A 21,929-nucleotide genomic window follows, 5' to 3' on the forward strand; every position below is an offset into this window, starting at 1 on the left:
CGCGATGCTGATCAAGCGCAAGAGCGGCGAGGCGAGCCGCACGAAACATCAGGCCGTCGCCGCCGGTCTCGCCGCAGGGGTCCTCGACCGCCGCGCCTTCCTGCGGAAGTCCGGCCTCGCGGCGGGCGGCCTCGCCGCCGCGGGCTCGATCCAGCTCGGCGCGGTGCGCCGGGCGCAAGCCGCGGGCTCGGCCGTGAGCGGGGCCGAGGTGACGATCAAGAAGAACATCTGCACCCACTGCTCGGTCGGCTGCACGGTGACGGCCGAGGTGGTCAACGGCGTCTGGGTCGGCCAGGAGCCGTCCTACGCGAGCCCGATCAACCGCGGCACGCACTGCGCCAAGGGCGCGGCGATCCGCGAGCTCGTCCACGGCGAGCGCCGGCTCAAGTACCCGATGAAGCTCGTCGGCGGCCAGTGGACCAAGGTCTCCTGGGAGCAGGCGATCGACGAGATCGGCGACAAGATCACGGCCATCCGCGAGAAGTCGGGCTCCGATTCCGTCTACTGGCTCGGCTCGGCCAAGTTCACGAACGAGGCTTCCTACCTGTTCCGCAAGCTCGGCGCCTTCTGGGGCACGAACTCGGTCGACCACCAGGCGCGCATCTGCCACTCGACCACGGTGGCGGGCGTGGCCAACACCTGGGGCTACGGCGCCCAGACCAACTCCTACAACGACATCCGCAATGCCAAGACCATGATCATCATGGGCGGCAATCCGGCGGAGGCGCACCCGATCTCCATGCAGCACGTGCTGTCGGGCAAGGAGATCAACCGCGCGAACATGATCGTCATCGATCCGCGCTTCACCCGCACCGCCGCGCACGCCACCGAGTACGTGCGCATCCGCTCCGGCACCGACATCCCGGTGATCTGGGGCATGCTCTGGCACATCTTCCAGAACGGCTGGGAGGACAAGGAATTCATCCGCCAGCGCGTCTACGCGATGGACGACGTCCGCAAGGAAGTCGCCAAGTGGACGCCGGACGAGGTCGAGCGCGTCTCCGGCGTGCCGGGCGAGCAGCTCCGCCGCGTCGCCGAGATCTTCTCCAAGGAGAAGCCCGCGACCCTGATCTGGTGCATGGGCGCGACCCAGCACACGGTCGGCACCGCGAACGTGCGCGCCTTCTGCATCCTGTGCCTCGCCACCGGCAATGTCGGCAAGCCGGGCACGGGCGCCAACATCTTCCGCGGCCACACCAACGTGCAGGGCGCCACCGATCTCGGACTCGATGTGACGACGCTGCCGCTCTATTACGGCCTCGTCGAGGGCGCCTGGAAGCACTGGGCCCGCGTCTGGGACGTCGAGTACGAGTGGCTGCAGTCGCGCTTCGATGAGATTCCGGCCAAGGGCGGCCGCAAGGCCCGCACCCGCAAGGAGAACATGGAGGCGCCGGGCATCACCTCGACGCGCTGGTTCGATGCGGTGAACCTGCCCGACGACCAGATCGACCAGAGGAGCCCGATCAAGGCGATGATGGTGTTCGGCCACGGCGGCAACACCGTCACCCGCCTGCCGGACGCCATCGCCGGCATGAACAAGCTCGAGCTGCTCGTCGTCGCCGACCCGCACCCGACCACCTTCGCGGCGCTCGATGCGCGGCAGGACAACACCTACCTGCTGCCCATCTGCACGACGCTTGAGTGCGACGGCTCGCGCACGGCCTCGAACCGCTCGATCCAGTGGGGCGAGACGATCGTCAAGCCGGCCTTCGAGTCGAAATCCGACTACGAGGTCATCTACCGGCTCGCGACGAAGCTCGGCTTCGCCGACAAGATGTTCAAGGGCATCAAGGTCGAGAACGGCGTTCCGTCTGCCGAGGACGTCCTGCGCGAGATCAACCGCGGCGGCTGGTCGACGGGCTATTGCGGGCAGAGCCCCGAGCGCCTCAAGGCGCACATGAAGAACCAGCACAAGTTCGACCTCGTGACGCTGCGCGCGCCCAAGGACGATCCGGAGGTCGGCGGCGACTATTACGGCCTGCCCTGGCCCTGCTGGGGCAAGCCGGAGATCCGCCACCCCGGCTCCCACATCCTCTACAACACCAACCTGCACGTGAAGGACGGCGGCGGCTGCTTCCGCGCCCGCTTCGGCGTGGAGCGCAACGGCCAGACGCTGCTCGCCGAGGATTCCTTCAGCAAGGGCTCGGACCTGACCGACGGGTATCCCGAGTTCACGATGGGCGTCTTCAAGAAGCTCGGCTGGGACAAGGACCTGACGGCCGAGGAGATGGCCATCATCACCAAGATCGGCGGCAACAACATCGACGCGGTGAGCTGGGCGACCGACCTGTCGGGCGGCATCCAGCGCGTCTGCCTCGATCACGGCGTCGTGCCCTACGGCAACGGCAAGGCCCGGGCGAATGCCTGGAACCTGCCCGACCCGGTGCCGGTGCACCGCGAGCCGATCTACACGCCGCGGCCCGACCTCGTGGCGAAATATCCGACCCGGCCGGACGACCGGCAGTTCCGCATGCCCAACATCGGCTTCTCGGTGCAGAAGGCCGCGGTGGACCGGGAGGTCGCCAAGAACTTCCCGATCATCCTGACCTCGGGCCGGCTCGTCGAGTACGAGGGCGGCGGCGAGGAGACGCGCTCGAACCCGTGGCTCGCCGAGCTCCAGCAGGAGATGTTCGTCGAGATCAACACGAAGGACGCGGCCGACCGCGGCATCAAGGACGGCCAGTGGGTCTGGGTGTCGGGTCCCGAGGACGGCACGCAGACCAAGGTGAAGGCGCTCGTGACGGACCGCGTCGGCAAGGGCGTGGCCTTCATGCCCTTCCACTTCTCCGGCTGGTACCAGGGCAAGGACATGCGCCAGTACTACCCGGCGGGCACCGACCCGGTGGTCCTCGGCGAGAGCGTGAACACCATCACCACCTACGGTTTCGATCCTGTGACCGGCATGCAGGAGCCGAAAGCCACCCTCTGTCAGATCCGGGCGGCGTAAGAGGACGACATCGCCATGGCACGCATGAAGTTTCTCTGCGACGCGGACCGCTGCATCGAGTGCAACGCCTGCGTCACCGCCTGCAAGAACGAGCACGAAGTGCCGTGGGGCATCAACCGCCGCCGCGTGGTGACGCTCAACGACGGCAAGCCGGGCGAGCGCTCGGTCTCGATGGCCTGCATGCACTGCACGGACGCGCCCTGCGCCTCCGTCTGCCCCGTCAACTGCTTCTACACCACGGCGGACGCCGTGGTGCTGCACTCCAAGGACCTCTGCATCGGCTGCGGCTACTGCTTCTACGCCTGCCCCTTCGGAGCGCCGCAATATCCGCGCGTCGGCAATTTCGGCTCGCGCGGCAAGATGGACAAGTGCACCTACTGCGCGGGCGGCCCCGAGCCCGACCTCTCGACCATCGAGTACGAGAAGTACGGCTCGAACCGCCTCGCCGAGGGCAAGCTGCCGCTCTGCGCCGAGATGTGCTCGACCAAGGCGCTGCTGGCCGGCGACGGCGAGATGATCGCCCAGATCTACAAGGAGCGCGTGATCAAGCGCGGCTACGGCTCGGGCGCGTGGGGCTGGAAGACGGCCTATCGCGAGACCGTGGCCATCTGACCGGTCGATCCGGCCGGTCTCACAGCGCGAGGACGAGGGAAGGGTAGGGCAATGCGGCGGCAAACGACGCGGATCAGGACATTCGTCGCGGCGGCGATGCTCGCGGGCTTCGCGGGCACCGCCGCTCTGCCGGCGCTCGCGCAGCAATCGGCTCCGCCGACGACGACCCCGACGACGGCGCCGAACCCGACCGCGGATTCGGTCAACGAGGACATGCTGTTCAAGCAGGGTCCGAAGATCGGCGGCCGCATCTCGATCCCGGACCAGAAGGCGGCGAACCTGATCCAGCCGCAGGGGCGGGAATGGCGCGGCTTCCACGAGACCTGGATGCCCTGGATCGGCGCCGCCGCCATCCTCGGCATGGTCGCGCTTCTGGGGCTGTTCTACTTCACCCGCGGCCGCATCCGCATGGAGCACAGCGAGGAATCGGGCCGCAAGATCCTGCGCTTCAACGGGTTCGAGCGGTTCACGCACTGGATGACGGCGACCTGCTTCATCATCCTGGCGCTGTCGGGCCTGAATTACATCTTCGGCAAGCGCCTGCTGATGCCGGTGATCGGGCCGGACGCCTTCGCCACGCTCTCGCAATGGGCGAAGTACGCGCACGTCTACCTCGCATGGCCCTTCATGCTCGGCATCGTCTTCATGTTCGTCGTCTGGCTGCGGGACAACATCCCGAACCGGATCGACCTGCAATGGATCAAGGCGGGCGGCGGCTTCATCGGCAAGGGCCACCCCCATGCCGAGCGCTTCAATGCCGGCCAGAAGGTCGTGTTCTGGATGGTGGCGGGCTTCGGCACCGCGATGGGCGTCACGGGCCTGATGATGCTGTTCCCCTTCGCGGCGACCGACATCAACGGGATGCAGATCATGCAGGGCATCCACTCGCTGATCGGGGTCGCGTTCATCGCGGCGATCCTGGCGCACATTTACATCGGCTCGCTCGGCATGGAGGGCGCCTACGACGCGATGGGCAGCGGCAAGGTCGATCTGGCCTGGGCGCGCGCGCACCACGACCTCTGGGTCGAGAAGGAGCAGGCCCGCACCGCGAGCGGCCCGCAATTGCGGACCCATCACGCGCCGGCCGAGTAACCGAGACGGGCATTCGCATGCCGGCCTGAGGCCGGGACGGGAGACCACCATGAAAGCGTTCGCTGTCGCCGTCATCTGCGCCGTGGCGATCGGCATCGCCGCCTCGTACATCCTGTCGAGCAGCCAGCGCTTCGCGTGGCAGGCTTTCTCGACCTCGTCGGCCCGGGTGTCGCAGCCCGGCACGAACCTCGTCGGTCCGCGCTGGACCGGCGACGCGACGGGTCCGCACGACGCGGTGGCGGGCGAGACCACGGCGCCGAAGCGCTCCTGAGCGTTGGCGGCCTCACGGAACGAACAAGAAGGACGGAGACGATGAAGGGCCTGCACCTCGCCACTCTCGCGGCCGCCGCGATCCTCGTGCCCGCAGCCGCCTCGGCGCAGGCCGGGTCGGGCAAGCCGGCGAATCTGTGCCAGGAACTCGTCGCCTACGTGCATCCGCCCGCACCCGCGCAGGCGCCGGCCGCGCCGGCGGCCGGTCAGCCGGCTGCGGGGCAGCCAAATTCGGGGCAGCCAAGTGCGGGCCAGCCCGGGGCGGGCCAGCCGACATCCGCCGTGCAGGCACCGGCTCCGGGCCAGCAATCCGGGGGCCCCTCGGCAGCCGCGGGCGAGACGCAGCAGAAATCCGGCATGAGCGGCCCCGTGGCCCAGAACGGGCCCGGCGCCTCCGGCCCGCAGGGCGCCGCGCAGGCCGATGCCAAGGCGACGGCTCCGCAAGCGGCCGCCGCGCCCGCGGCGCCGGCCGCCCCGCCGCCCCTGAAGCCGACGCCGGAGATGATCGAGCGGGTCGACGCGGCCGCGCGCGACAACAGCATCGCGGCCTGCCGCGACGCCGCCCGGGCCATGCGGGTCGCCGGCATCCCGATGCCCGCGCCGCTCCTCGCGCTTTCGGCCCTCGACCCGAAATTCTTCACGCCCGCCCAGTAAGGCCGGAGCCGCGGCGGGCGGCCCCCTGACGGCGCGGGCCGCTCACCGCACCACGTCGATCACCTCGTAGCCGTGCCCGAAATTGAGGGTGTGCAACCCCAGCCCCTCGACCGGGGCACGGGGCTCGATCGTCGTCACCCGCGTCTGCGCATAGGCGTCCGCCGAGAGGGTCTCGACGGTGCAGAGCGAGAGCGCGCCGCCGTAGCTCCGCGAGCAATCCTGCGCCGGCCGCCACAGCTTCCCGCCGAGGCGGAAGAGATTCCCGGCGGGCCGCGCCGAGGTCGCGTCGATGAGGGCGGGATCGATCGGGGCGGGCCGCCAGGGGCCGGCAATGTCGGGAGCCGTGTAGAGGCGGAGCGTGTCGTTGCGCGAGCCGTGGCGCTCGCGCACCGCGGCGAACATCCACCAGACGCCGTCCTGGCAGTGGAGGGTCGCGTCGGAGGCGTCGACACCGTCCACCAGCACGGCGACCTTCTCCCAGATGTCCGGCACGCGCACGGCCCGGTAGAGGCAGATCTGGCGGCTGTTGCAGCTCTCCGGCACCATCCAATGGGCGCCGGCATGCTCGATCACGTGGGGGTAGGAGAGGTGGTGCGCCTCCTCCAGCACGGGCCGAACCTGCGAGATCCGGCCCGCCTCGTCGAGGGTGCCGACCGAGATCAGCCCCTTGCGCGTGCCGAACGGGAATTCCTCCATGATCACGTAGGTCGTCCCCCCGGCGGCGAGCAGGAAGGGATCGGCGTAGAAGCGCTGCCCGTCATCCGGCAGGAAGGCGTAGCCCGCCTCCGGCAGCTTGAGGGTCCGGGCGAGGAGATCCGCGTCGCGGGTGCGGCGGGCGCCGACCCGCCAGCGCGGCGCCTCGCGGCTGAGCTTCGTCAGCGTTCGCGCGATCTTGGTCCGCACGGCCCGCGCGGCGAAGGCCGCGAGGTCGGCCGGGGCGACGGCGTGCCCGGCGGGCGCATCGTGTTGCCCGCCGGACGCCGTGCCCTCCCGCACCGCCCTGAGGCAGAGGCCGAGCAGCACGCCGAAGGCATTGTCGAGCCGCTCCGTGAGGACGGGACGACCGGCGATCTCCGGACGCGCGGTCTCGGCGCGGGCGGCACCGTCGATCGAGAGGCTGAGGCGCGCCGGCTGCATCACGCGGTCGAGCAACACGTCCTCGTCGGCGCTGCCGTCGTAGAGCGGGCGCAAGCTCGGCCGATCCGCCTGCGCCGGAGCACCGGACAGGTCGAGCACCAGATCGGCGGCCTCGGCGGGCGAGGCGAGGGGGCAGACGCGCCGGATCGCGTCGGCCGAGACGGGTTCGGCGGCCCGCTCGCCGCGCAGGCGGAAGACGAGCCGCTCGAGATCGAGAAGGAGGCTCAGCCCGGCGGGGAGGGGGCGGCCCCGCGCCGACAGGTCGAGGGCGACACGATACCGGCCGGTCGCCGCGATCTCGTCGAGGAGCCAGAGGTGCCAGCGCCAGAGCCGGCGGGGATCGAGGCGGATGACGAGCCGCGCCGCCGGTGCCGCGTCGGCCGCCTCACCCGGAGCCTCGTCCTGCACCACGCTCCGATCCGCGCCCCCGTGCCCGGCATCCTCCCCGCCCATCCCGCCACCCAACATCGTCCGTCCCCTCGGGTGCCCCCCGCCTCGGTCCGCCGCCGCGGTATCGGGGAACCCTCGTTCGAAACTCGGCCCGCCACCCGCCGCCATCTCAGCCGAATCCGTCACGCGGCCCCCCGGTTGAGGGCCGGCTCCGATGCGGAATGATCGAGGGGATTTTCCTGCGCGCTCACATGCGAGCCGAAACGTCGCCTGAGGGCGAAGAACGGGCGCTCGACGAGGCGGTAGGAGAGTTCGGCGAAGGCGAAGGAGAGCATCCAGCCGACGGCCATCGCCGCCGCGAAGCGCCAGCCCGCGCCGGGCAGGAGCGCCTCGCCGGCGGCCAGGCCCGCGAGGTGCCAGAGGTAGAGCGCGTAGCTGAGGCGCCCGATGCGGAGGGCGACGGGCCCGTCGAGAAGCGCCTTCAGCCGGGACCAGCCGGGCGCGACGGTGCCCGCCAGCACGAGCGGCACGAGCGCGATCTCCTGGATCGTGTAGCGCAGCGTGTTCCGGAACAGTTCGTCGCGGATCAGGAAGCTCGCGAGGATCGCGCCGGCACCCGCGGCGACGATCGCGGGCCGCGTGGCGGCGGCCACGAAGCGCGCGCCGGAGGGCGAGCGCCACGCGAGCGCGGTCACCGCCCCGAACAGGATCGCGTCGATCCGGCACTCGGTTGCCATGCCCGTATAGGCGGTGGCGATCTCGGGATGCCGGAGGCAGACGAGGACGCGCACGACGAGCGAGAGGGCGCAGAGCGCGAGCAGGCCGGGAATGGCGAGGGCGCGGCGCCGGAGCAGCAGGGGCAGGAGGAGCGGGTAGACGAGGTAGAAATGCTCCTCGACGGCGAGCGACCAGAGCTGCCCGCCCAGCCCCTGCATCAGCTCCTTGTGGAAGATCGACAGGTAGTTGGCGAGGTAGGCGAGCGCCCCGATCACCCCGAGCGGGTGCAGCGCGTGGCCCCCGGCCACCCAGACCGCGCCGGTGATCGAGATGAAGACGACGAGGGGCGGGTAGAGCCGCAGGAAGCGGCGCATGTAGAACGCGCCCGTCGCGATGCCGCCCGTGCGCGACCGCTCCTCGAGAAGGAGGCTCGTGATCAGGAAGCCGCTGACGAAGAAGAAGATCGTCACCCCGAACACGCCCGGGATCACGTTCTGAAGCCCGGAATGCGAGGCCATCACGAGGAGGATGCTGACGGCGCGGAACCCGTCGAGCCCCGGGATGCGCAGGCCCGTCTCGCCGCCCGCGTGCGAGCCGGCGCGGTCGCGGCCTTCGGGGCGGGTCGAGGGCATGGACGCGGTTCCTGCGCGGGACCCCGGCGGCCGACCGGGCGGGGCAGGGGGGCGGGTCATCGCGGCGCCCCCGCGCCCGCCTGCGGATCGGTCCTGAGGCCGAGGGCGCGCAAGGTCGTGCGGTCGAGGACCGAGCCGCCATCCTCGGCGACGAGCGACATGCCGCCGTAGCCGCCGAGCGCCCAGAAGGCCCAGCCGAACGAGCGCTGCTCGGCGAGGTCGCGGATGTCGCGCAGCCACGTCTCGTAGGAGAGCGGATCGGAGGCGCGATAGGGCCCGTAGGTCCGGGTCGCGCCGAACTCGCCGAGAAAGATGCGGTCGCCGGGAATCGCGTTGCGGCGCGCCCACTCGCCGACCTTATCGAAGGCCTGCGCGATCCGGGACCGGTCGAACCCCTCGGCCAGATAGGCGCGCACCTGCGCCTGGGCCTGCGCCAGGGCCGCGCGGCGCCGGGCGGGATCGAGGCTCGCGTCGCCCTCGACGTTGCCGCGCACCACGTCGAGGACGATCGGCGCCGGCACGCTGGGGGCCGGATAGGGCATCTCGGAGAGGTAGCGCCACATCTCGGAGCCCTTGGAGTCCGAGACGACCCCCTGGTGGGTGAACGGGTAGGGCTCGTAGAAGTGGAAGGAGTAGAGGACGCGGCTCCCGCGGAACGGCGCGGGGTCGAGGGCGATGAGCCCGAACCGGTCGCCGCCATGCGCTCCCGTCAGCACGACGAGGAGGTCCGGCGCCTCCCCGCGGATCGTGGCGTGAAGGCGCTCGCACATCGTCTGCCAGCGCCGGACCGACGAGGAATCGTAGCCGTAGGGCGGCTCGTTCATGGGCTCGAAGGCGACGGCGGCGCTGCCGAGCCCGCCGAGCAGGCGCGCGGTGCGGCGGACGAGCTCGACGTAGCGCAGGAAGATCGGGTCCTCCGTCGAGCGCAGCCAGTTCACCGGATCGTAGCGGGGCACCTGCGTGTTCGGGTGGAGATCGACCACCACGGCGAGGCCGGCCGAGAGGAAGCGCCGCACGGTCGCCGTCAGCCGGGCGTCGAGGGCGTCGCGCGCGGCTCCTTCGAGCTGGAGGAAGGGGCCGGGATCGAGGGTGAGACGGACGAAGTCGAAGCCCGCGGCGGCGACGTTGCGGATCACCGCGTCCGACAGCGCGTAGGATTCGCCCGAGAAGGGCTCGGCCGCGTAGCGCGTGCGGTCCGCCGGGTCGAGGCGGCCCCAGTTCAGCATCGTGTGGACGCCGACCCCGCGCCGGAAGCTTGTTCCGGGAGTGGCCGCGCCGGGAGAGGCCGCGCCAACGGCCGGCGCGAAGCCCGCGAGGAGGGCGAGGGCGAGGAGAAGCGCCCTCATGGCCGCAAGCCCGCTGCGCCGGGGCGGAGGCGCGGGGCCGCGGCGGGGTGGAAGGCGATGGCCAGCGACAGGATCAGGAAGACGGACGGCGTCTTGCTCGACAGGCCGTTGTTGCTCAGCGCGGCCGCGAAGAAGATCACCGTCCCGAGGATCGCGCTGCCCTGGGCGCCCCGCAGGATCGTCACGACGAGGCGCCCGAGCATCAGGGCGAAGAAGCCCGCCCCGATGAGCCCGAACTGGACGATGAGCACGACGACGGAGCTCTCGATATAGGGCAGCTTGAACTGCTCGAAGGCGAGCTTGCGCACGGCCTCGATGTCGCCGCCGAGGAGAAGCTCGTTCCACGAGAGGTAGGAGAGCACGCCGTAGACGTCGACGCGCGCCCTCGCATTGCCGTCCGCCATGCCCTCCGAGAACCGGTCGAGCGCCCCGGCCGCGACGAGGGCGCCGAGGAGGACCGGGCCGACGAGCAGCACGCCGAGGATGACGAGGACGCGGCGCTCCTGGCGGCGCCCGGCCGGCAGGCCGGCGCCGATGCCGGCGACGAGGAGGGCGACGGCGCCGAGGCTCGCGAGCAGCGTGGCGGTGCGCGCGCCCGACGCGACGCAGCCCACGAGCAGCAGCGCGCAGGCGGCGAACCGGAGCCGCCGGGACCAGGGTGTGGCTGCGGCGAAGCCGATCCCGGCCGCGCACCACATGCCGAGCTCGAGCGGGTGCGAGGACAGGCCGGTCGGCCGGAACACCGCCTCGCTCTCGACGAAGGGCATCAGCCGGAACCGGAGCACGAATTCGACGATGGCGAGCGCCGCGCAGGCGAGCAGGTAGCAGACGAGGGCTTGCCCGATGCCCCGCCGCCAGGGCGCGGGGAAGACGAACATCAGCGCGAGCGTCGCCAGGGTGACGTAGGTGTCGAGCACGTAGCCGACCGAGGCGCTGCGCCCCGTCACCGTGGCGAAGGCGAGCAGGCCGGTGCAGGCCGCGCAGAAGGCGAGGAGCGCCCGCACCACCCGCAGCTCCCAGGCCGTCAGGTCGATGCGCTGCGTGAGGAGGCTCGCCGCCCCGACCGCGAGGAAGCCCCAGAAGGTGGGGTGGATCTTCTCGACGATCGAGCCGCCGTCGCCCGTGTAGCTCATCACGAGGTCGACGAGCAGCGGGTTCAGGGCCACGCGCGCCAGCACGAGCACCGCGAAGGCCAGGAACAGGGCCGACAATAGCGGGGTCGCCCGCGCTGCCGAGGGCAGGACACCGGCCGGGCCGATGGCGGTCACCATCTCTCCCTCACGCTCACGCGCCATTCTCGTTTCGCCCGCTAACACGAGGGAAACATGAAGAGGTTAAGATGTGCCGATTATCCACAATCCCGAACCTTCCTCGCCAGATGGCGATTGCTGTGCTCTAATCTGGAGTGCTGCACTCCGCACCTGCGGACAGCACATTCCGTCCGCTGAACGCGACGATTGTCTTGCCTCGCCGTCGCATCCCCTGAGGCCGTCGCATCCCCTGAGCCGGAGATCCCTCCCATGCCGCCGTCCGGCCAAGCGACCGGTCCTCTGCGCGTGCTCTGCGTGACGCCGACCGGTCCGGACGGGCGGGGCGGCATCGACCGGCTCTACAGCTACCTGCGCATCGGCGAGGCTCTCTGCTGGTCGGGCATCGACCTGCGGTTCGTCGCCTCCCGCGGGCCGGTCGAGGGCGCGCTCTGGCCGCTCGCCTTCCCGAGGTATCTCGCCGGCATCGCGTGGCGCCTCGCGCGGTTTCGTCCCCACATCGTGCACCTCAACTTCGCCAATCGCGGCAGCGCGTGGCGAAAAGTCGTGCTCCTGCATCTCGCCAAGCTCTTTGGCGCGCGCGTGGCCGCCCATCTCCACGACGCGGTGCCGGAGGCCGGCATCCGGAGCGGGAGCGTCGAGGGGCGCCTGTTCCTCGCGATCTGCCGGGGCGCCGACCGCCTCCTCGTGCTCGGGCGCCCGACCGCCGATCTCGTCGCCCGCCACGGCGTGGCGCGGGAGCGGATCCGCGTCCTCCTCAACGGCACCCCCGATTTCGCCGACGCCGCCCCCCTGCCGAAGGGCGGGGCGGCGGGAGGCCCCGTCGAGATCCTGCTCGCCGGCCGGCTCGGCCCGCGCAAGGGCGCGGCCGTCCTCATCGAGGCCCTGGCGCTGCTGGCCGCCCGCGGCGTCGACGGCTGGCATTGCACGATCGCGGGGGACGGCGACGTCGAGACCTACGCATCGCTCGCGCGCGAGCGGGGCCTTGAGGACCGCATCCGCTTCACGGGATGGCTCGACTCGCCCGCCGTGCACGACCTGATGCGCCGGGCCGACATCGTGGCGCTGCCCTCGCTCGTGGAGGCGCTGCCGCTCAGCCTCATCGAGGGAGCCTGCGCGGGCGCGGCGCTCCTGGCGACCGACATCAGCAACACGTCCGAGATCGTCGTCGACGGGGTCAACGGTCACCTCCTGCCGCGCGACCCGGCCGCCTTCGCCGACGCGATCGCAGGCTGCCTGTCCGACCGCGCGCGGCTCGGCCGCCTGCAGGTCGCCGCCCGCCGCCATTTTCTCGACGCCTTCACGATCGAGGCGTTCGAGACGGACCTGTGCCGGATCTACACGGATCTCGCCGGGAGGGCCGGCACGCGCGGTGCAACGTCGGCGGAACTTGCGGTCGGCGAGCGCGCCTGAGGGAGCGGGTCGCCCCACTTCGGGACGGGCAGGGCATGTGCGGCATCGTGGGCTGGATCGTCGAGGCGGCGCGCGCCCCCGGAGAGGGCGCGCTGGCGGCGCTCGCCGAGGACATCCGCCACCGCGGACCGGACGGGTCCGGCTTCTGGCGGTCCGCGACGGCGGACGGCCGGCACGAGGTCGCCTTCGGCCATCGCCGCCTGTCGATCATCGATCTCGGCGGCGGTCACCAGCCGATGTCCTCGGCCGATGATGCGGTCACCGTCACCTTCAACGGCGAGATCTACAATTACGTGGAGCTGCGCGAGGAGCTTCGCGCCCGCGGGCACGCGTTCCGCACCGAATCCGACACCGAGGTCCTGATCGAGGCCTACCGGGCCTGGGGCGAGGATTGCGTCGCGCGGTTCCGCGGCATGTTCGCCTTCGCCCTGTTCGACCGGGCGCGCCAGAGCGTGCTCATCGCCCGCGACGCCTTCGGCAAGAAGCCGCTCTTCCTCGCCGAATCGCCGGGGCGCATCGCCTTCGCCTCCGAGATCCCGGCACTGCTTGGCCTGCCGGGAACGGATCGCACCCTCGACTGGGACGCCCTCGACGCCTACCTCGTCGACCGCTACGTGCCGGGCCCGGCGACCTTCTTCTCCGGCATCCGCAAGCTGCCGCCGGGCTGCCTCGGGATCTGGGCGAAGGGGCGGCTCGACGTGCGCCGCTACTTCACGCCCCCCTTCGCCGAGACGGCGCCCGACGTCACGGATTTCGGCGAGGCCGTTCGCCTGTTCGAGGCGGCCTTCGACGAGGCGGTGCGCATCCGCATGCGCAGCGACGCGCCCTTCGGCGCCTTCCTGTCCGGCGGCCTCGAGTCCTCGGCCGTCGTCGCCACGATGGCGCGCCATGCCCGCGGCCGCCTGCGGACCTTCTCGGTCGGCTTCGCCGAGGCCGCCTATTCCGAACTCGACCACGCGCGCGCCGTCGCCGACCTGTTCGACACCGACCACACCGCCTGCGTGATCACGCCCGAGGACTTCGCGGAGGCGTGGCCCGACGCGCTCGCCCATCGCGGCGCGCCGGTCACCGAGACCTCCGACATCCCGATCCTGCTGCTCGCCCGCGCGGCGAGCGCCAGCGTGAAGATGGTGCTGACGGGCGAAGGCTCGGACGAGTTGCTCGCGGGCTACCCGAAGCACCGGGCCGAGCGCTGGCTCGCCCTCTACCAGTCGCTGGTGCCGGGCGTGGTGCACGACAGGCTCGTCCACCCGGCGGTCGGCGCCATGCCCTACGGCGCGCGCCGCGTGAAGGTGCTCGCCAACGCCCTGGCCGAGCGCGACCGGTCGGCGCGGATGCGGCGCTGGTTCGGCGGCGTCTCCTCGGCGGAGCGCCTGGCTCTGACCGGCCGGGCCGATCCGGCCGCGATCGACGACTTTCCCTTCTCGATCGCGCGGGGCTCCGGCGTGCGCCGCACGCAATTCTACGACCAGACCTCCTACCTGCCGGACAACCTCCTGGAGCGCGGCGACCGCATGATGATGGCCGCCGGCATCGAGGGCCGCATGCCCTTCATGGATGTCGAGCTCGCCCGCCTCGTCGCGCGCTTCCCAGACCGGTTCCTCGTCGGCCACCCGAAGGGCAAGGCGGTGCTGCGGGCCGCCACCGCCCGGATGCTGCCGGCCACGATCCTCAACCGCAGGAAGGTCGGCTTCACCGTGCCGACCGGACTCTGGTTCCGCGGCCCTTTACGCGCGCGCCTGGAGGACCTGCTCCTGTCCGGCGCCTCCGAGACGCGCCGCATCCTCCGCCCGGCCGAGATCGACCGCCTCGTGGCCGAGCACCTGGAGGGCCGCAGCGACCATCAGAAGGTCCTGTGGTCGCTCGCGAATCTCGAGCTGTTCCTGCGCACCTTCAAGCCCGGCCTCGGCGCCGGCCAGGCCCAGAGCCGGGTCGCCTGAGGTGGGGCGGGTCCGCTCCGTCGCGATCTACGTCCCCTGCCTGCAGACCGGAGGCGCCGAGCGCGTGGCGGCGGTGCTCGCGAGCGGCCTCCACGAAGCCGGCGTCGCGACCACGCTGATCGTCGACGCGAAGCGCGCGGGCAATGCCGGCTTCGTGGCGCCGGGCGTCGAGGTCGTCGTCCTCGGGGGCGGCCACGTCGCCAATGTCGGCCGCCTCGCGCGGCGCCTGCGGGCGACCGAGCCCGACATCGCGCTCGCCATCGACGCGCCCGCGAGCGTGAAGCTCGCGGCCGCCAAGCTCTTGGCGCCGGGCCGGACGCGCATCGTCCTGTCCTATCATGGCCATCCCGGCATCGTGCGCGGGCGGATCGGCGGCGCGGCCTTCCCCCTGGCCGGGCCGCTGACGCGCTTCTCCGCCCGCACGGTCTGCGTCTCGGAGGGGCTCCGGCAGCGCCTCGTCGCGGAGTGGCGCGCCGACTCGGGCAAGCTGGCCTGCATCCCGAATCCGATCCCGGTCGAGCGCGCGCAGGCAGCCGCCGATGCGGGCGCCCTCGCGGCGCGCCCCCTCATGATCCTCGCCGTGGGGCGGCTCGTGCCCGAGAAGGGCTACGACAGCCTCATCCGGGCGCTGGCACTTCTGCCGGAGACGGTGCGCCTGACGATCCTCGGGGACGGGCCGGAGCGGCCCTCGCTGGAGCGCACGGCGGCCGAAGCGGGGGTGGCCGGGCGGGTGAGCCTGCCGGGCTTCGCCGAGCCCTGGCCGGCCTACGGGCAGGCGCGCGTCCTCGCCCTGTCCTCGACGAGCGAATCCTTCGGCAACGTGGTCGTCGAGGCGCTCGCCTCGGGCCTTCCCGTCGTCGCCACCGATTGCGGCGGCCCGGGCGAGATCCTGGAGCGCGGCCGCTACGGGACGCTCGTCCCGGTCGGCGACGCGGCGGCGCTGGCGGCCGGCCTGCGGGCGGCGCTCGCCGATCCGGGCGACCCGGGGCCGCGGATCGCCCGGGCGGCGACCTACGCGGTGCCCCGCGTGGTCGCGCGCTACCTCGACCTGTTCGAGGCGGTGCTCGCCCGCTAGCCCGATCCTTACGGCTTCTGCAGGATCGGCTTCAGCATCGGTTCCCGGGGACGCGGCGCCACGGAGGCCCAGGGCGTCTCGATCGTCCGGCGCAACGAGACGCCGATCAGGGTCAGCGCGGCGGCGTAGACCGCGATGAAGGCCAGGGTGCTCGCCACGAGCACGACGAGCGGGCCGGCCGGCTCGCTGAAGCCGCGCAAAGTGTAGAGCGCGCAGGAGGCGCAGGCATTGGCGAGGACGATCCGGGCGAGCATGCCCCAGGGCATCCGCACGGGCAGGATGCGGGAGGTGATCACGGCCGTGGTCAGGGCCGCGAAGCAGGCGCCCACGGCGAAGGAGATCCCGGCCCCCACGATGCCGAACCGCGGCACGAGCAGGGAACAGGCGACGAGGCCGAAGATCGCGGGCGGCAACATGGCCACGGGCTGCAGCCAGGTCCGCTTGGCGAGGTGGAAGGCGTTGTCGAAGATGAAGTACTTCACGAGGAGCGCCAGCGAGCCGAAGGCGATCCAGGGCAGGAGGAGCGCGGCCTCGGCGTGGTAATCCGCCGGCAGGGCGATCGTCAGCAGCGGGTCGGTCAGCAGGATCAGGCCCATCACGATGGCGCTGCCGACCGTGACCAGCGTGGCGAGGAGGCCCGCCTGCGCGGTCGCGGCGGCCTCCGGGCCCTCGTGCTCGTAGATCTTCACGAGGTGGGGAAAGGCGTAGTTGTTCAGCGGGCCGATGAACAGCTCGATCGGCTGGCGGCCGAGCGAGTAGGCGGCGGCGAGCACCGCGACCGCGTGGGGGCCGAGCAGGAAATCCACGATGTAGCGGTCGAAATAGCCCAGCGCGTAGACGAGGACCTGCGCTACCGCGATCGGCAGCCCGAAGGCGAGGGCGGCCCCGTAGCCGCGGCGGGCGCGGCGCGGGCGCGGGACATGGCCAAGCGCCTGCCAGAGGCCGACGAGGCCCGCCGTCGCCGTCGCCGCGGCGAGCGCGAGGGAGGCGTTCAGGAAATCCGGCGGCAGGAGCAGCATCGCGGCGCCGGTGGCGGCGAAGGTGCCGCCCGCGCGCAAAGCCTCGACGGCGGCGTAGGCCGAGTGCTTGCGCTGCACCTGGAGCAGCATCAGCGAGAGCCGCAGGGGCGCGAAGGCGAGGATCATCGCGGCGACCGACACGGCGAAGGCGAGGGATTGCTCGTGCCGCAGCAGGCCGCTCGCGCCCGCCAGCAGGAAGGCGAGGCCCGTCGTCGCGAAGGTGAGTGCGAGCAGGCGCCCGAGCCGGTACGGGCGCATGGTGGCGCTCGCGCCCTCGCTTCGGAGGGCGAAGACCCGCACCCAGTTGCACAGGGCCATGTCGAAGATCTCGCCGGTGGTGACGACGAGGACGAACAGGCCGTACTCGCCCATCGGCATCAGCCGGGTGAGGACGAGGAGCAGCAGGAACATCAGCGCCCGGGGCGCGAGGTTCGCCAGGAAGTAGAGCGCGTAGGCCGAGCGGGTCATCGCTCGCGCCCCCGCCCGAGCGGCCCCGGTTCCTGCGGGGCGACGAGGCGGCGGGCGGCCGCGCCGAGGAGGAGCCCGGCGAAGACGGCGTTGGTCTTGAGATAGCGGCCGGCGAGCCGGCGCGGCTCCTGGGCGAGCCGGTAGAACCATTCGGCGCCGAGCGCCTGGACGCTGCGCGGCGCCCGCTGCACGCGGCCGGCGACCACGTCGAAGGAGCCGCCCACCCCCATCAGGAAGGGCAGGTTCAGCGCGTCCCGGTGCCGGCGCATGAAGCGCTCCTTGTGCGGGGTCGGCAGCGCGATGAACAGGCAATGGGCGCCGCTCGCCCCGATCTGCCGGCAGATCTCGGCCTCCTGCTCGGGCCGGAAATAGCCGTGCTGGTAGCCCGCGAGGTCGAGGCCCGGGTGGCGCTGCGTCAGGGCTCGCGCCGTGTCGGCGACGACATCGGGCTTCGCGCCGAGGAGATAGGGGCGCAGGCCCTGCTCGGCGCAGAGGGCCATGAGGCTCTCGAAGAGGTCGATGCCGGCCACGCGCGAGACCTTGCGGTGGCCGAGGAGGCGCAGCGCCAGCGCGATCCCGGCCCCGTCGATGCCGATGAGGTCGCTCTCGCGGATGTCGCGGTCGAGCTCGGGGTCGCGGCGGGCATTGACGAGCTTGGCGACGTTGAGCGCGACGTGCTGGCAGCGGGGCGCCTCGCCCCGCATCGCGGCGAGCGCCCGCCCGACCGTCTCGTCGTGGCTCAGGATGTCGACCGGCAGTCCGAGGAGTTCGACGCGCATCGGCTCAACCTCTCGCAATCTCTCTCAGGCCGCTTCGAGCGGCTGGGCGAGGAGCCCCACGGCGTCGACCACGATCTTCGCGCTCACCGCCCCGCGGTTCAGGTTGCGGAACCGGTCATGCGCGACGAGGATCGCGACCACGTCGGCCTCGGCGACGGCGTCCTGCAACGCCATCAGCTCGACATCGGTTCGGTCGGCGAGGCTGTCGGGCAGCTCGGGCACGTGCGGCTCCACGATCATCAGCCGGCCGAGGCGGCGCTCGGCGAGGTCGCAGGCAATGTGCAGGGCCGGGCTCTCGCGCAGGTCGTCGACGTTCGGCTTGTAGGTGAGGCCGAGCAGCGCGATCTTCGGCTCCCGGAAGCGCGAGGCGATGCCGGCGATCTTGTCGGCGAGGAAGCGCGGCTTGCCGTCGTTCACCTCCCGCGAGGCGCGGATGAGCGGTGTCTGCTGCGGCAGCGCCTCGTGGATGAACCAGGGGTCGACCGGGATGCAATGGCCGCCGACGCCGGCGCCCGGCGCCAGGATGTTCACGCGCGGGTGGAGGTTGGCGAGGCGGATCACCGACCAGACGTCGAGGCCGAGCGCGTCGCAGACGAGCGAGAGCTCGTTGGCGAAGGCCACGTTCACGTCGCGATAGGCGTTCTCGACGAGCTTCGACAATTCGGCGGTCGGCGCCGTGGTCAGGCGCTGCGGCCCGGTCGCGAACACGCTGTAGAGGTCGCGCGCGGCGAGCGCGCTGCGATGGTCGAGGCCGCCATAGGTGCGCGGATTTTCGATCAGCTCGCGCAGGGTGTGCCCGGGCAGGATCCGCTCCGGGCTGTAGGCGAGCAGGATGTCGGAGCTCTCCGGGTCCGTGTCGGGGAAGGTGAGGTCGGGGCGCAGGCCGCGCAGCTGCTCGGCGGCGCCCTGGGTGGTGCCGACGGGGCAGGTCGATTCGATGATGATGAGGTCGCCCCGCTTCAGGACGGGCGCGATCGAGGCCAGCGCCGAGCGGACCGCGGTGAGGTCCGCGGTCCTGTCGTCGCGGATCGGGGTCGGCACCGCGATCAGGAAGGCGTCCGCCGGCTCCGGCTGCGTCGTCGCCCGCAGGTTGCCGGCGGTGACGACCGCGCGGAGCACGATGTCGAGGTCGGGCTCGATGAAGTGGGCCTTGCCGGATTGGATGCGCTCGACCGCGTCGGCGCGGATGTCGACGCCGATCACGCTGAGCCCGCGCGAGGCGAAGGTCGCCGCGGTCGGCAGGCCGACATAGCCGAGGCCGATCACCGAGATGGTCTGGCGGGTGCGCGTCATGGGAGATCGGCTCCGGTGGGCTGGAGAATGGCTGTGTCGGGAGGGGTCAGGCGATGCGCTGGATGCGCTGGGTCGTGGCGACGAACTCCCGCGAGACGCGAAGGTTCGGACGGAATGCCGGAGCGGTTTCCGCTTGGTTGACGAGATCGGCGACGATGCGCGCGCTGGCATGCCCGTCGCCGAACGGGCTCGCGCCGGACGCCATCGCGGCATAGGCGGAGGCGTCGTCGAGGAGGCGGGTCACGCTCGCCACGATGGTGCGGGGCTCGGTCCCGACGAGCCGGGCGACGCCCGCCTCGACCGCCTCGGCGCGCTCGCTCGTGTCGCGCATCACGAGGACGGGCTTGCGCAGCACCGGCGCCTCCTCCTGCACCCCGCCGGAATCGGTGAGGATCAGCGCGGCGCGGGTCATCAGGTAAACGAAGTCGGGGTAGTCGAGGGGCTCGATCAGCCTGATCCCGGGATTGTCGCCGAGATGCTCGAAGACCGGCCCACGCACGTTCGGGTTGAGATGGACGGGGTAGACGACCTGGATCCCCGGCCGGCGCGCGAGCTCGCCGAGCGCCTTGCAGATGTTGAGGAAGCCCTCGCCGAAGCTCTCACGCCGGTGCCCGGTGACGAGGACGAGCCGCGCCTTGGGGTCGATCCAGCCGAAGCGCTCCTCGAGGCGGTCCCGCATCGCCCCGGGCTGGCGCACGAACTCTGCCATGCGCAGGAGCGCGTCGATGCCCGTATTGCCGGTGACGAGGATGCGGTCGGCCGGGTAGCCCTCGCTGAGGAGGGCGGCGCGCGCCCGGCTCGTCGGGGCGTAGTGCCGGTCGGCCACGATCGCGGTGACGCGGCGGTTCGCCTCCTCGGGCCAGGGGCTCTGGAGGTTGCCGGTGCGCAGGCCCGCCTCGACATGGCCGACCGGGATGCGCCGGAAGAAGGCGGCCATCGCCGCGGCGGTGCTCGTCGCGGTGTCGCCCTGCACGAGGACGTAATCCGGCTTCCACTCCGCCAGGATGCGGTCGAGGCCGGTCATCACCCGGGCGAACACGTCGGTCAGGCTCTGGTCGGCCCGCATCACGTCGAGATCGTCGTCGGGCCGGATGTCGAAGGTCGAGAGCACGCTGTCGAGCATGCTCCGGTGCTGTCCCGTCGAGCAGACCCGCGACAGGATGCCGGGCGTCTGCTGAAGCATCGCGACGACGGGAGCCATCTTGATCGCCTCGGGGCGCGTGCCGAACACCGACAGGATCTTCATGGACTTGCTCAGTCCCGACTCAGCACGATCTTGGACGGCTCATCTTTGCGGTTGTAGCGAGAGCAAGATGGGAACCACGGGTTTCGGCGGCAAAACTGTTTTGTTTTGACACTCTTGCGATCCCGTTCACGCGATCTCCGCAATTTGACGGCTCAATCCGGGACAGGGCATGGACCAGGCTGATAGCGCATCGCGCACAACCGAGACGCGCGCAAGCGCACAAGGCCACGCAGCGCGGGCATCCCGAAGCGCGGGCGGCGCCCGCCTCGCGCGGCTGGCGTGGTATCTCGGCCGCCTGCGCTCCATGGGTCCCGCCGAGATCGTCCACCGCGTCGGCGAGGCGGCGCGGAGGCGCGCCTGGGCCCGGCGGCCGATCGGCTGGGAGACGCGCGCGCCGGGCGATCCCGCGCCGCTGCCCGACTTTCCCGAGCTTCGGCGGGCGCTCGCGGAATCCGCGGGGCTGCCGGGCGTGCGCCGCAGCCTTTCCGCGATCGAGGCGGGACGATTCCACTATTTCGGCCGCGACTGGCCGGCACCCGATTTCACCGGCCCGGATGCCGGTGCGGGCTTCTGGTTTCACGATCCGGTGACGGGCGTGGCCTGGCCCGGGGCCGGCGTGCCGGCCCACCGCGTCGACGTGCGCGCAACGGTCGAGGCGCCCGACGGCAGCGGCCGCCCCGGCGACGTCAAGTTCGTCTGGGAGCCGGCCCGCCTCCAGATGCTCCACCCGCTCGCCGCCGCCTGCGCCGCGGGGGATGCCCGTGCCGGCGAGGCGGCACGGGCGATCGTGACGAGCTTCTCCCGGGTGAACCCGCCCTATGGCGGCGTCCACTGGTTCTCCGGCATCGAGATGACGCTCCGGCTCGTCAGCCTGCTGCTCGTGGCGGCCGCTTCCGGGCCGGAAGGGTTGCCGCCGGAGGAGCGCGCCGCCTTCCGCAGGCTCGTCGCGGCCCATGCGGAGGCCATCGCGGCCTTCCCCTCGCTCCACTCCTCGGCCAACAACCACCGCATCGCGGAGGGGCTGGGGCTCCTCGTCTCCGGGCTCCTGCTGGAGGGCGCCGCCGAGGCCGCGTCCTGGGAGGCGGAGGGGCGGGCCATCCTCGAGGGGGAGGGCGAGCGCCAGATCCTGCCGGACGGCGTCGGGGCCGAGCAATCCCTGACCTACCAAGCCTGGACGATGGAGATGCTCGGCCTCGGCTTCGTGCTGGCGCGCGACGCCGGGCGCCCGCTCGCGCCCGCGCTCCTGGCGCGGCTCGCGGCCGGGGCCGGGTTCCTGCGGGCGATGCTCGACGGGGCCGGGCGGAACCCGGCGATCGGGGACGACGACGAGGGGCGGATCCTCAGCGACGGGCTCGGCCGCGAGCCCCGCTACGTCGCCTCCGTCACCGCGGCGATCGCCGGCCTCGCCGGCCGTCCGGACCTCGCCCCGCCGGCCCGCGACCCGCACCCGCGCGACGCGGTGTTCGGCGCGCCGCCCGATCCCAGCCCCGTCGCGGAGGGGCGGCAGACCTTCCGGCAAGGCGGCTACACGGCCGTCCACGCGCGCATCGCCGGGCGCGCCTGCCACCTCGTGTTCGACCACGGGCCGATCGGCTACCTGACGCTCGCCGCGCACGGCCACGCGGACGCGC

The 21,929-nt window shown here is 71.9% G+C and carries 17 protein-coding genes; 9 read left to right on the forward strand and 8 right to left on the reverse strand.

Annotated features, from left to right (window positions below; all coding sequences use genetic code 11):
• The first annotated feature begins 4 nt into the window (after nt 1-4).
• From E1J50_RS13465 to E1J50_RS13485, 5 genes are read left to right on the forward strand one after another with little or no spacing between them, the layout of a single operon-like run.
• Nucleotides 5-2,947, forward strand: a complete 2,943-nt coding sequence (locus E1J50_RS13465; RefSeq protein WP_132254355.1) for a formate dehydrogenase subunit alpha — start codon at nt 5-7, stop codon at nt 2,945-2,947.
• 15 nt (nt 2,948-2,962) lie between these two features.
• Complete coding sequence (fdh3B, locus tag E1J50_RS13470) at nt 2,963-3,559, forward strand: formate dehydrogenase FDH3 subunit beta (protein WP_109891549.1); 597 nt, start codon at nt 2,963-2,965, stop codon at nt 3,557-3,559.
• Between the two features lie 51 nt (nt 3,560-3,610).
• Nucleotides 3,611-4,651, forward strand: a complete 1,041-nt coding sequence (locus E1J50_RS13475) for a formate dehydrogenase subunit gamma (protein ID WP_132254356.1) — start codon at nt 3,611-3,613, stop codon at nt 4,649-4,651.
• A 49-nt stretch (nt 4,652-4,700) separates the two neighbouring features.
• Nucleotides 4,701-4,922 carry a hypothetical protein gene (locus E1J50_RS13480; RefSeq protein ID WP_132254357.1) on the forward strand — a complete coding sequence of 74 codons (222 nt, stop codon included), beginning with the start codon at nt 4,701-4,703 and terminating at the stop codon, nt 4,920-4,922.
• Nucleotides 4,923-4,963: 41 nt separating this feature from the next.
• Nucleotides 4,964-5,575 (forward strand): hypothetical protein, encoded by a 612-nt coding sequence (locus E1J50_RS13485; RefSeq protein ID WP_132254358.1) that lies wholly within the window; start codon nt 4,964-4,966, stop codon nt 5,573-5,575.
• Between the two features lie 42 nt (nt 5,576-5,617).
• On the opposite strand, the gene E1J50_RS13490 is transcribed toward E1J50_RS13485, so the two are convergent.
• From E1J50_RS13490 to E1J50_RS13505, 4 genes are all read right to left on the reverse strand, one after another.
• Nucleotides 5,618-7,180, reverse strand: coding sequence for a glucosamine inositolphosphorylceramide transferase family protein (locus E1J50_RS13490; protein WP_132254359.1), 1,563 nt, complete (start codon nt 7,178-7,180; stop codon nt 5,618-5,620).
• 104 nt (nt 7,181-7,284) lie between these two features.
• A complete protein-coding gene (locus E1J50_RS13495) occupies nt 7,285-8,451 on the reverse strand; it encodes an acyltransferase family protein (protein WP_165937856.1) in 1,167 nt (388 codons plus the stop codon).
• Between the two features lie 56 nt (nt 8,452-8,507).
• Nucleotides 8,508-9,797, reverse strand: coding sequence for a glycoside hydrolase family 5 protein (locus E1J50_RS13500; protein WP_132254361.1), 1,290 nt, complete (start codon nt 9,795-9,797; stop codon nt 8,508-8,510).
• Nucleotides 9,794-11,068 carry a VpsF family polysaccharide biosynthesis protein gene (locus E1J50_RS13505; RefSeq protein ID WP_132254362.1) on the reverse strand — a complete coding sequence of 425 codons (1,275 nt, stop codon included), beginning with the start codon at nt 11,066-11,068 and terminating at the stop codon, nt 9,794-9,796. The genes E1J50_RS13500 and E1J50_RS13505 overlap by 4 nt, the downstream gene beginning before the upstream one ends.
• Before the next feature lie 249 nt (nt 11,069-11,317).
• Here E1J50_RS13505 and E1J50_RS13510 point away from each other — a divergent pair, with 249 nt between their 5' ends.
• From E1J50_RS13510 to E1J50_RS13520, 3 genes are read left to right on the forward strand one after another with little or no spacing between them, the layout of a single operon-like run.
• Entirely contained in the window at nt 11,318-12,478 is a 1,161-nt protein-coding gene (locus E1J50_RS13510) for a glycosyltransferase family 4 protein (protein WP_132254363.1), read from the forward strand.
• A gap of 35 nt (nt 12,479-12,513) precedes the next feature.
• Nucleotides 12,514-14,418 (forward strand): asparagine synthase (glutamine-hydrolyzing), encoded by a 1,905-nt coding sequence (gene asnB, locus E1J50_RS13515; RefSeq protein WP_132254364.1) that lies wholly within the window; start codon nt 12,514-12,516, stop codon nt 14,416-14,418.
• A 1-nt stretch (nt 14,419) separates the two neighbouring features.
• Complete coding sequence (locus E1J50_RS13520) at nt 14,420-15,493, forward strand: glycosyltransferase (protein WP_165937857.1); 1,074 nt, start codon at nt 14,420-14,422, stop codon at nt 15,491-15,493.
• 8 nt (nt 15,494-15,501) lie between these two features.
• On the opposite strand, the gene E1J50_RS13525 is transcribed toward E1J50_RS13520, so the two are convergent.
• Genes E1J50_RS13525 through wecB form a run of 4 tightly spaced genes read right to left on the reverse strand, consistent with a single transcriptional unit; the run spans nt 15,502 to nt 20,298 of the window.
• The gene (locus tag E1J50_RS13525; protein WP_132254366.1) at nt 15,502-16,980 is read right to left on the reverse strand and encodes a lipopolysaccharide biosynthesis protein; all 1,479 of its coding nucleotides are present in this window, start codon (nt 16,978-16,980) and stop codon (nt 15,502-15,504) included.
• Entirely contained in the window at nt 16,977-17,759 is a 783-nt protein-coding gene (locus E1J50_RS13530) for a WecB/TagA/CpsF family glycosyltransferase (RefSeq protein ID WP_132254367.1), read from the reverse strand. Before E1J50_RS13530 ends, E1J50_RS13525 begins: the two co-directional genes overlap by 4 nt.
• A 24-nt stretch (nt 17,760-17,783) precedes the next feature.
• Nucleotides 17,784-19,052: a UDP-N-acetyl-D-mannosamine dehydrogenase gene (wecC, locus tag E1J50_RS13535; protein WP_132254368.1), complete on the reverse strand. Its 1,269-nt coding sequence runs from the start codon at nt 19,050-19,052 to the stop codon at nt 17,784-17,786.
• Between the two features lie 46 nt (nt 19,053-19,098).
• Nucleotides 19,099-20,298: a non-hydrolyzing UDP-N-acetylglucosamine 2-epimerase gene (wecB, locus tag E1J50_RS13540; protein ID WP_132254369.1), complete on the reverse strand. Its 1,200-nt coding sequence runs from the start codon at nt 20,296-20,298 to the stop codon at nt 19,099-19,101.
• A 169-nt stretch (nt 20,299-20,467) separates the two neighbouring features.
• Here wecB and E1J50_RS13545 point away from each other — a divergent pair.
• A partial coding sequence (locus tag E1J50_RS13545; RefSeq protein WP_132254370.1) for a heparinase II/III family protein occupies nt 20,468-21,929 on the forward strand: 1,462 nt, incomplete at its 3' end.

It is taken from the genome of Methylobacterium segetis, assembly GCF_004348265.1.
Taxonomy (GTDB): Bacteria; Pseudomonadota; Alphaproteobacteria; order Rhizobiales; family Beijerinckiaceae; genus Methylobacterium; species Methylobacterium segetis.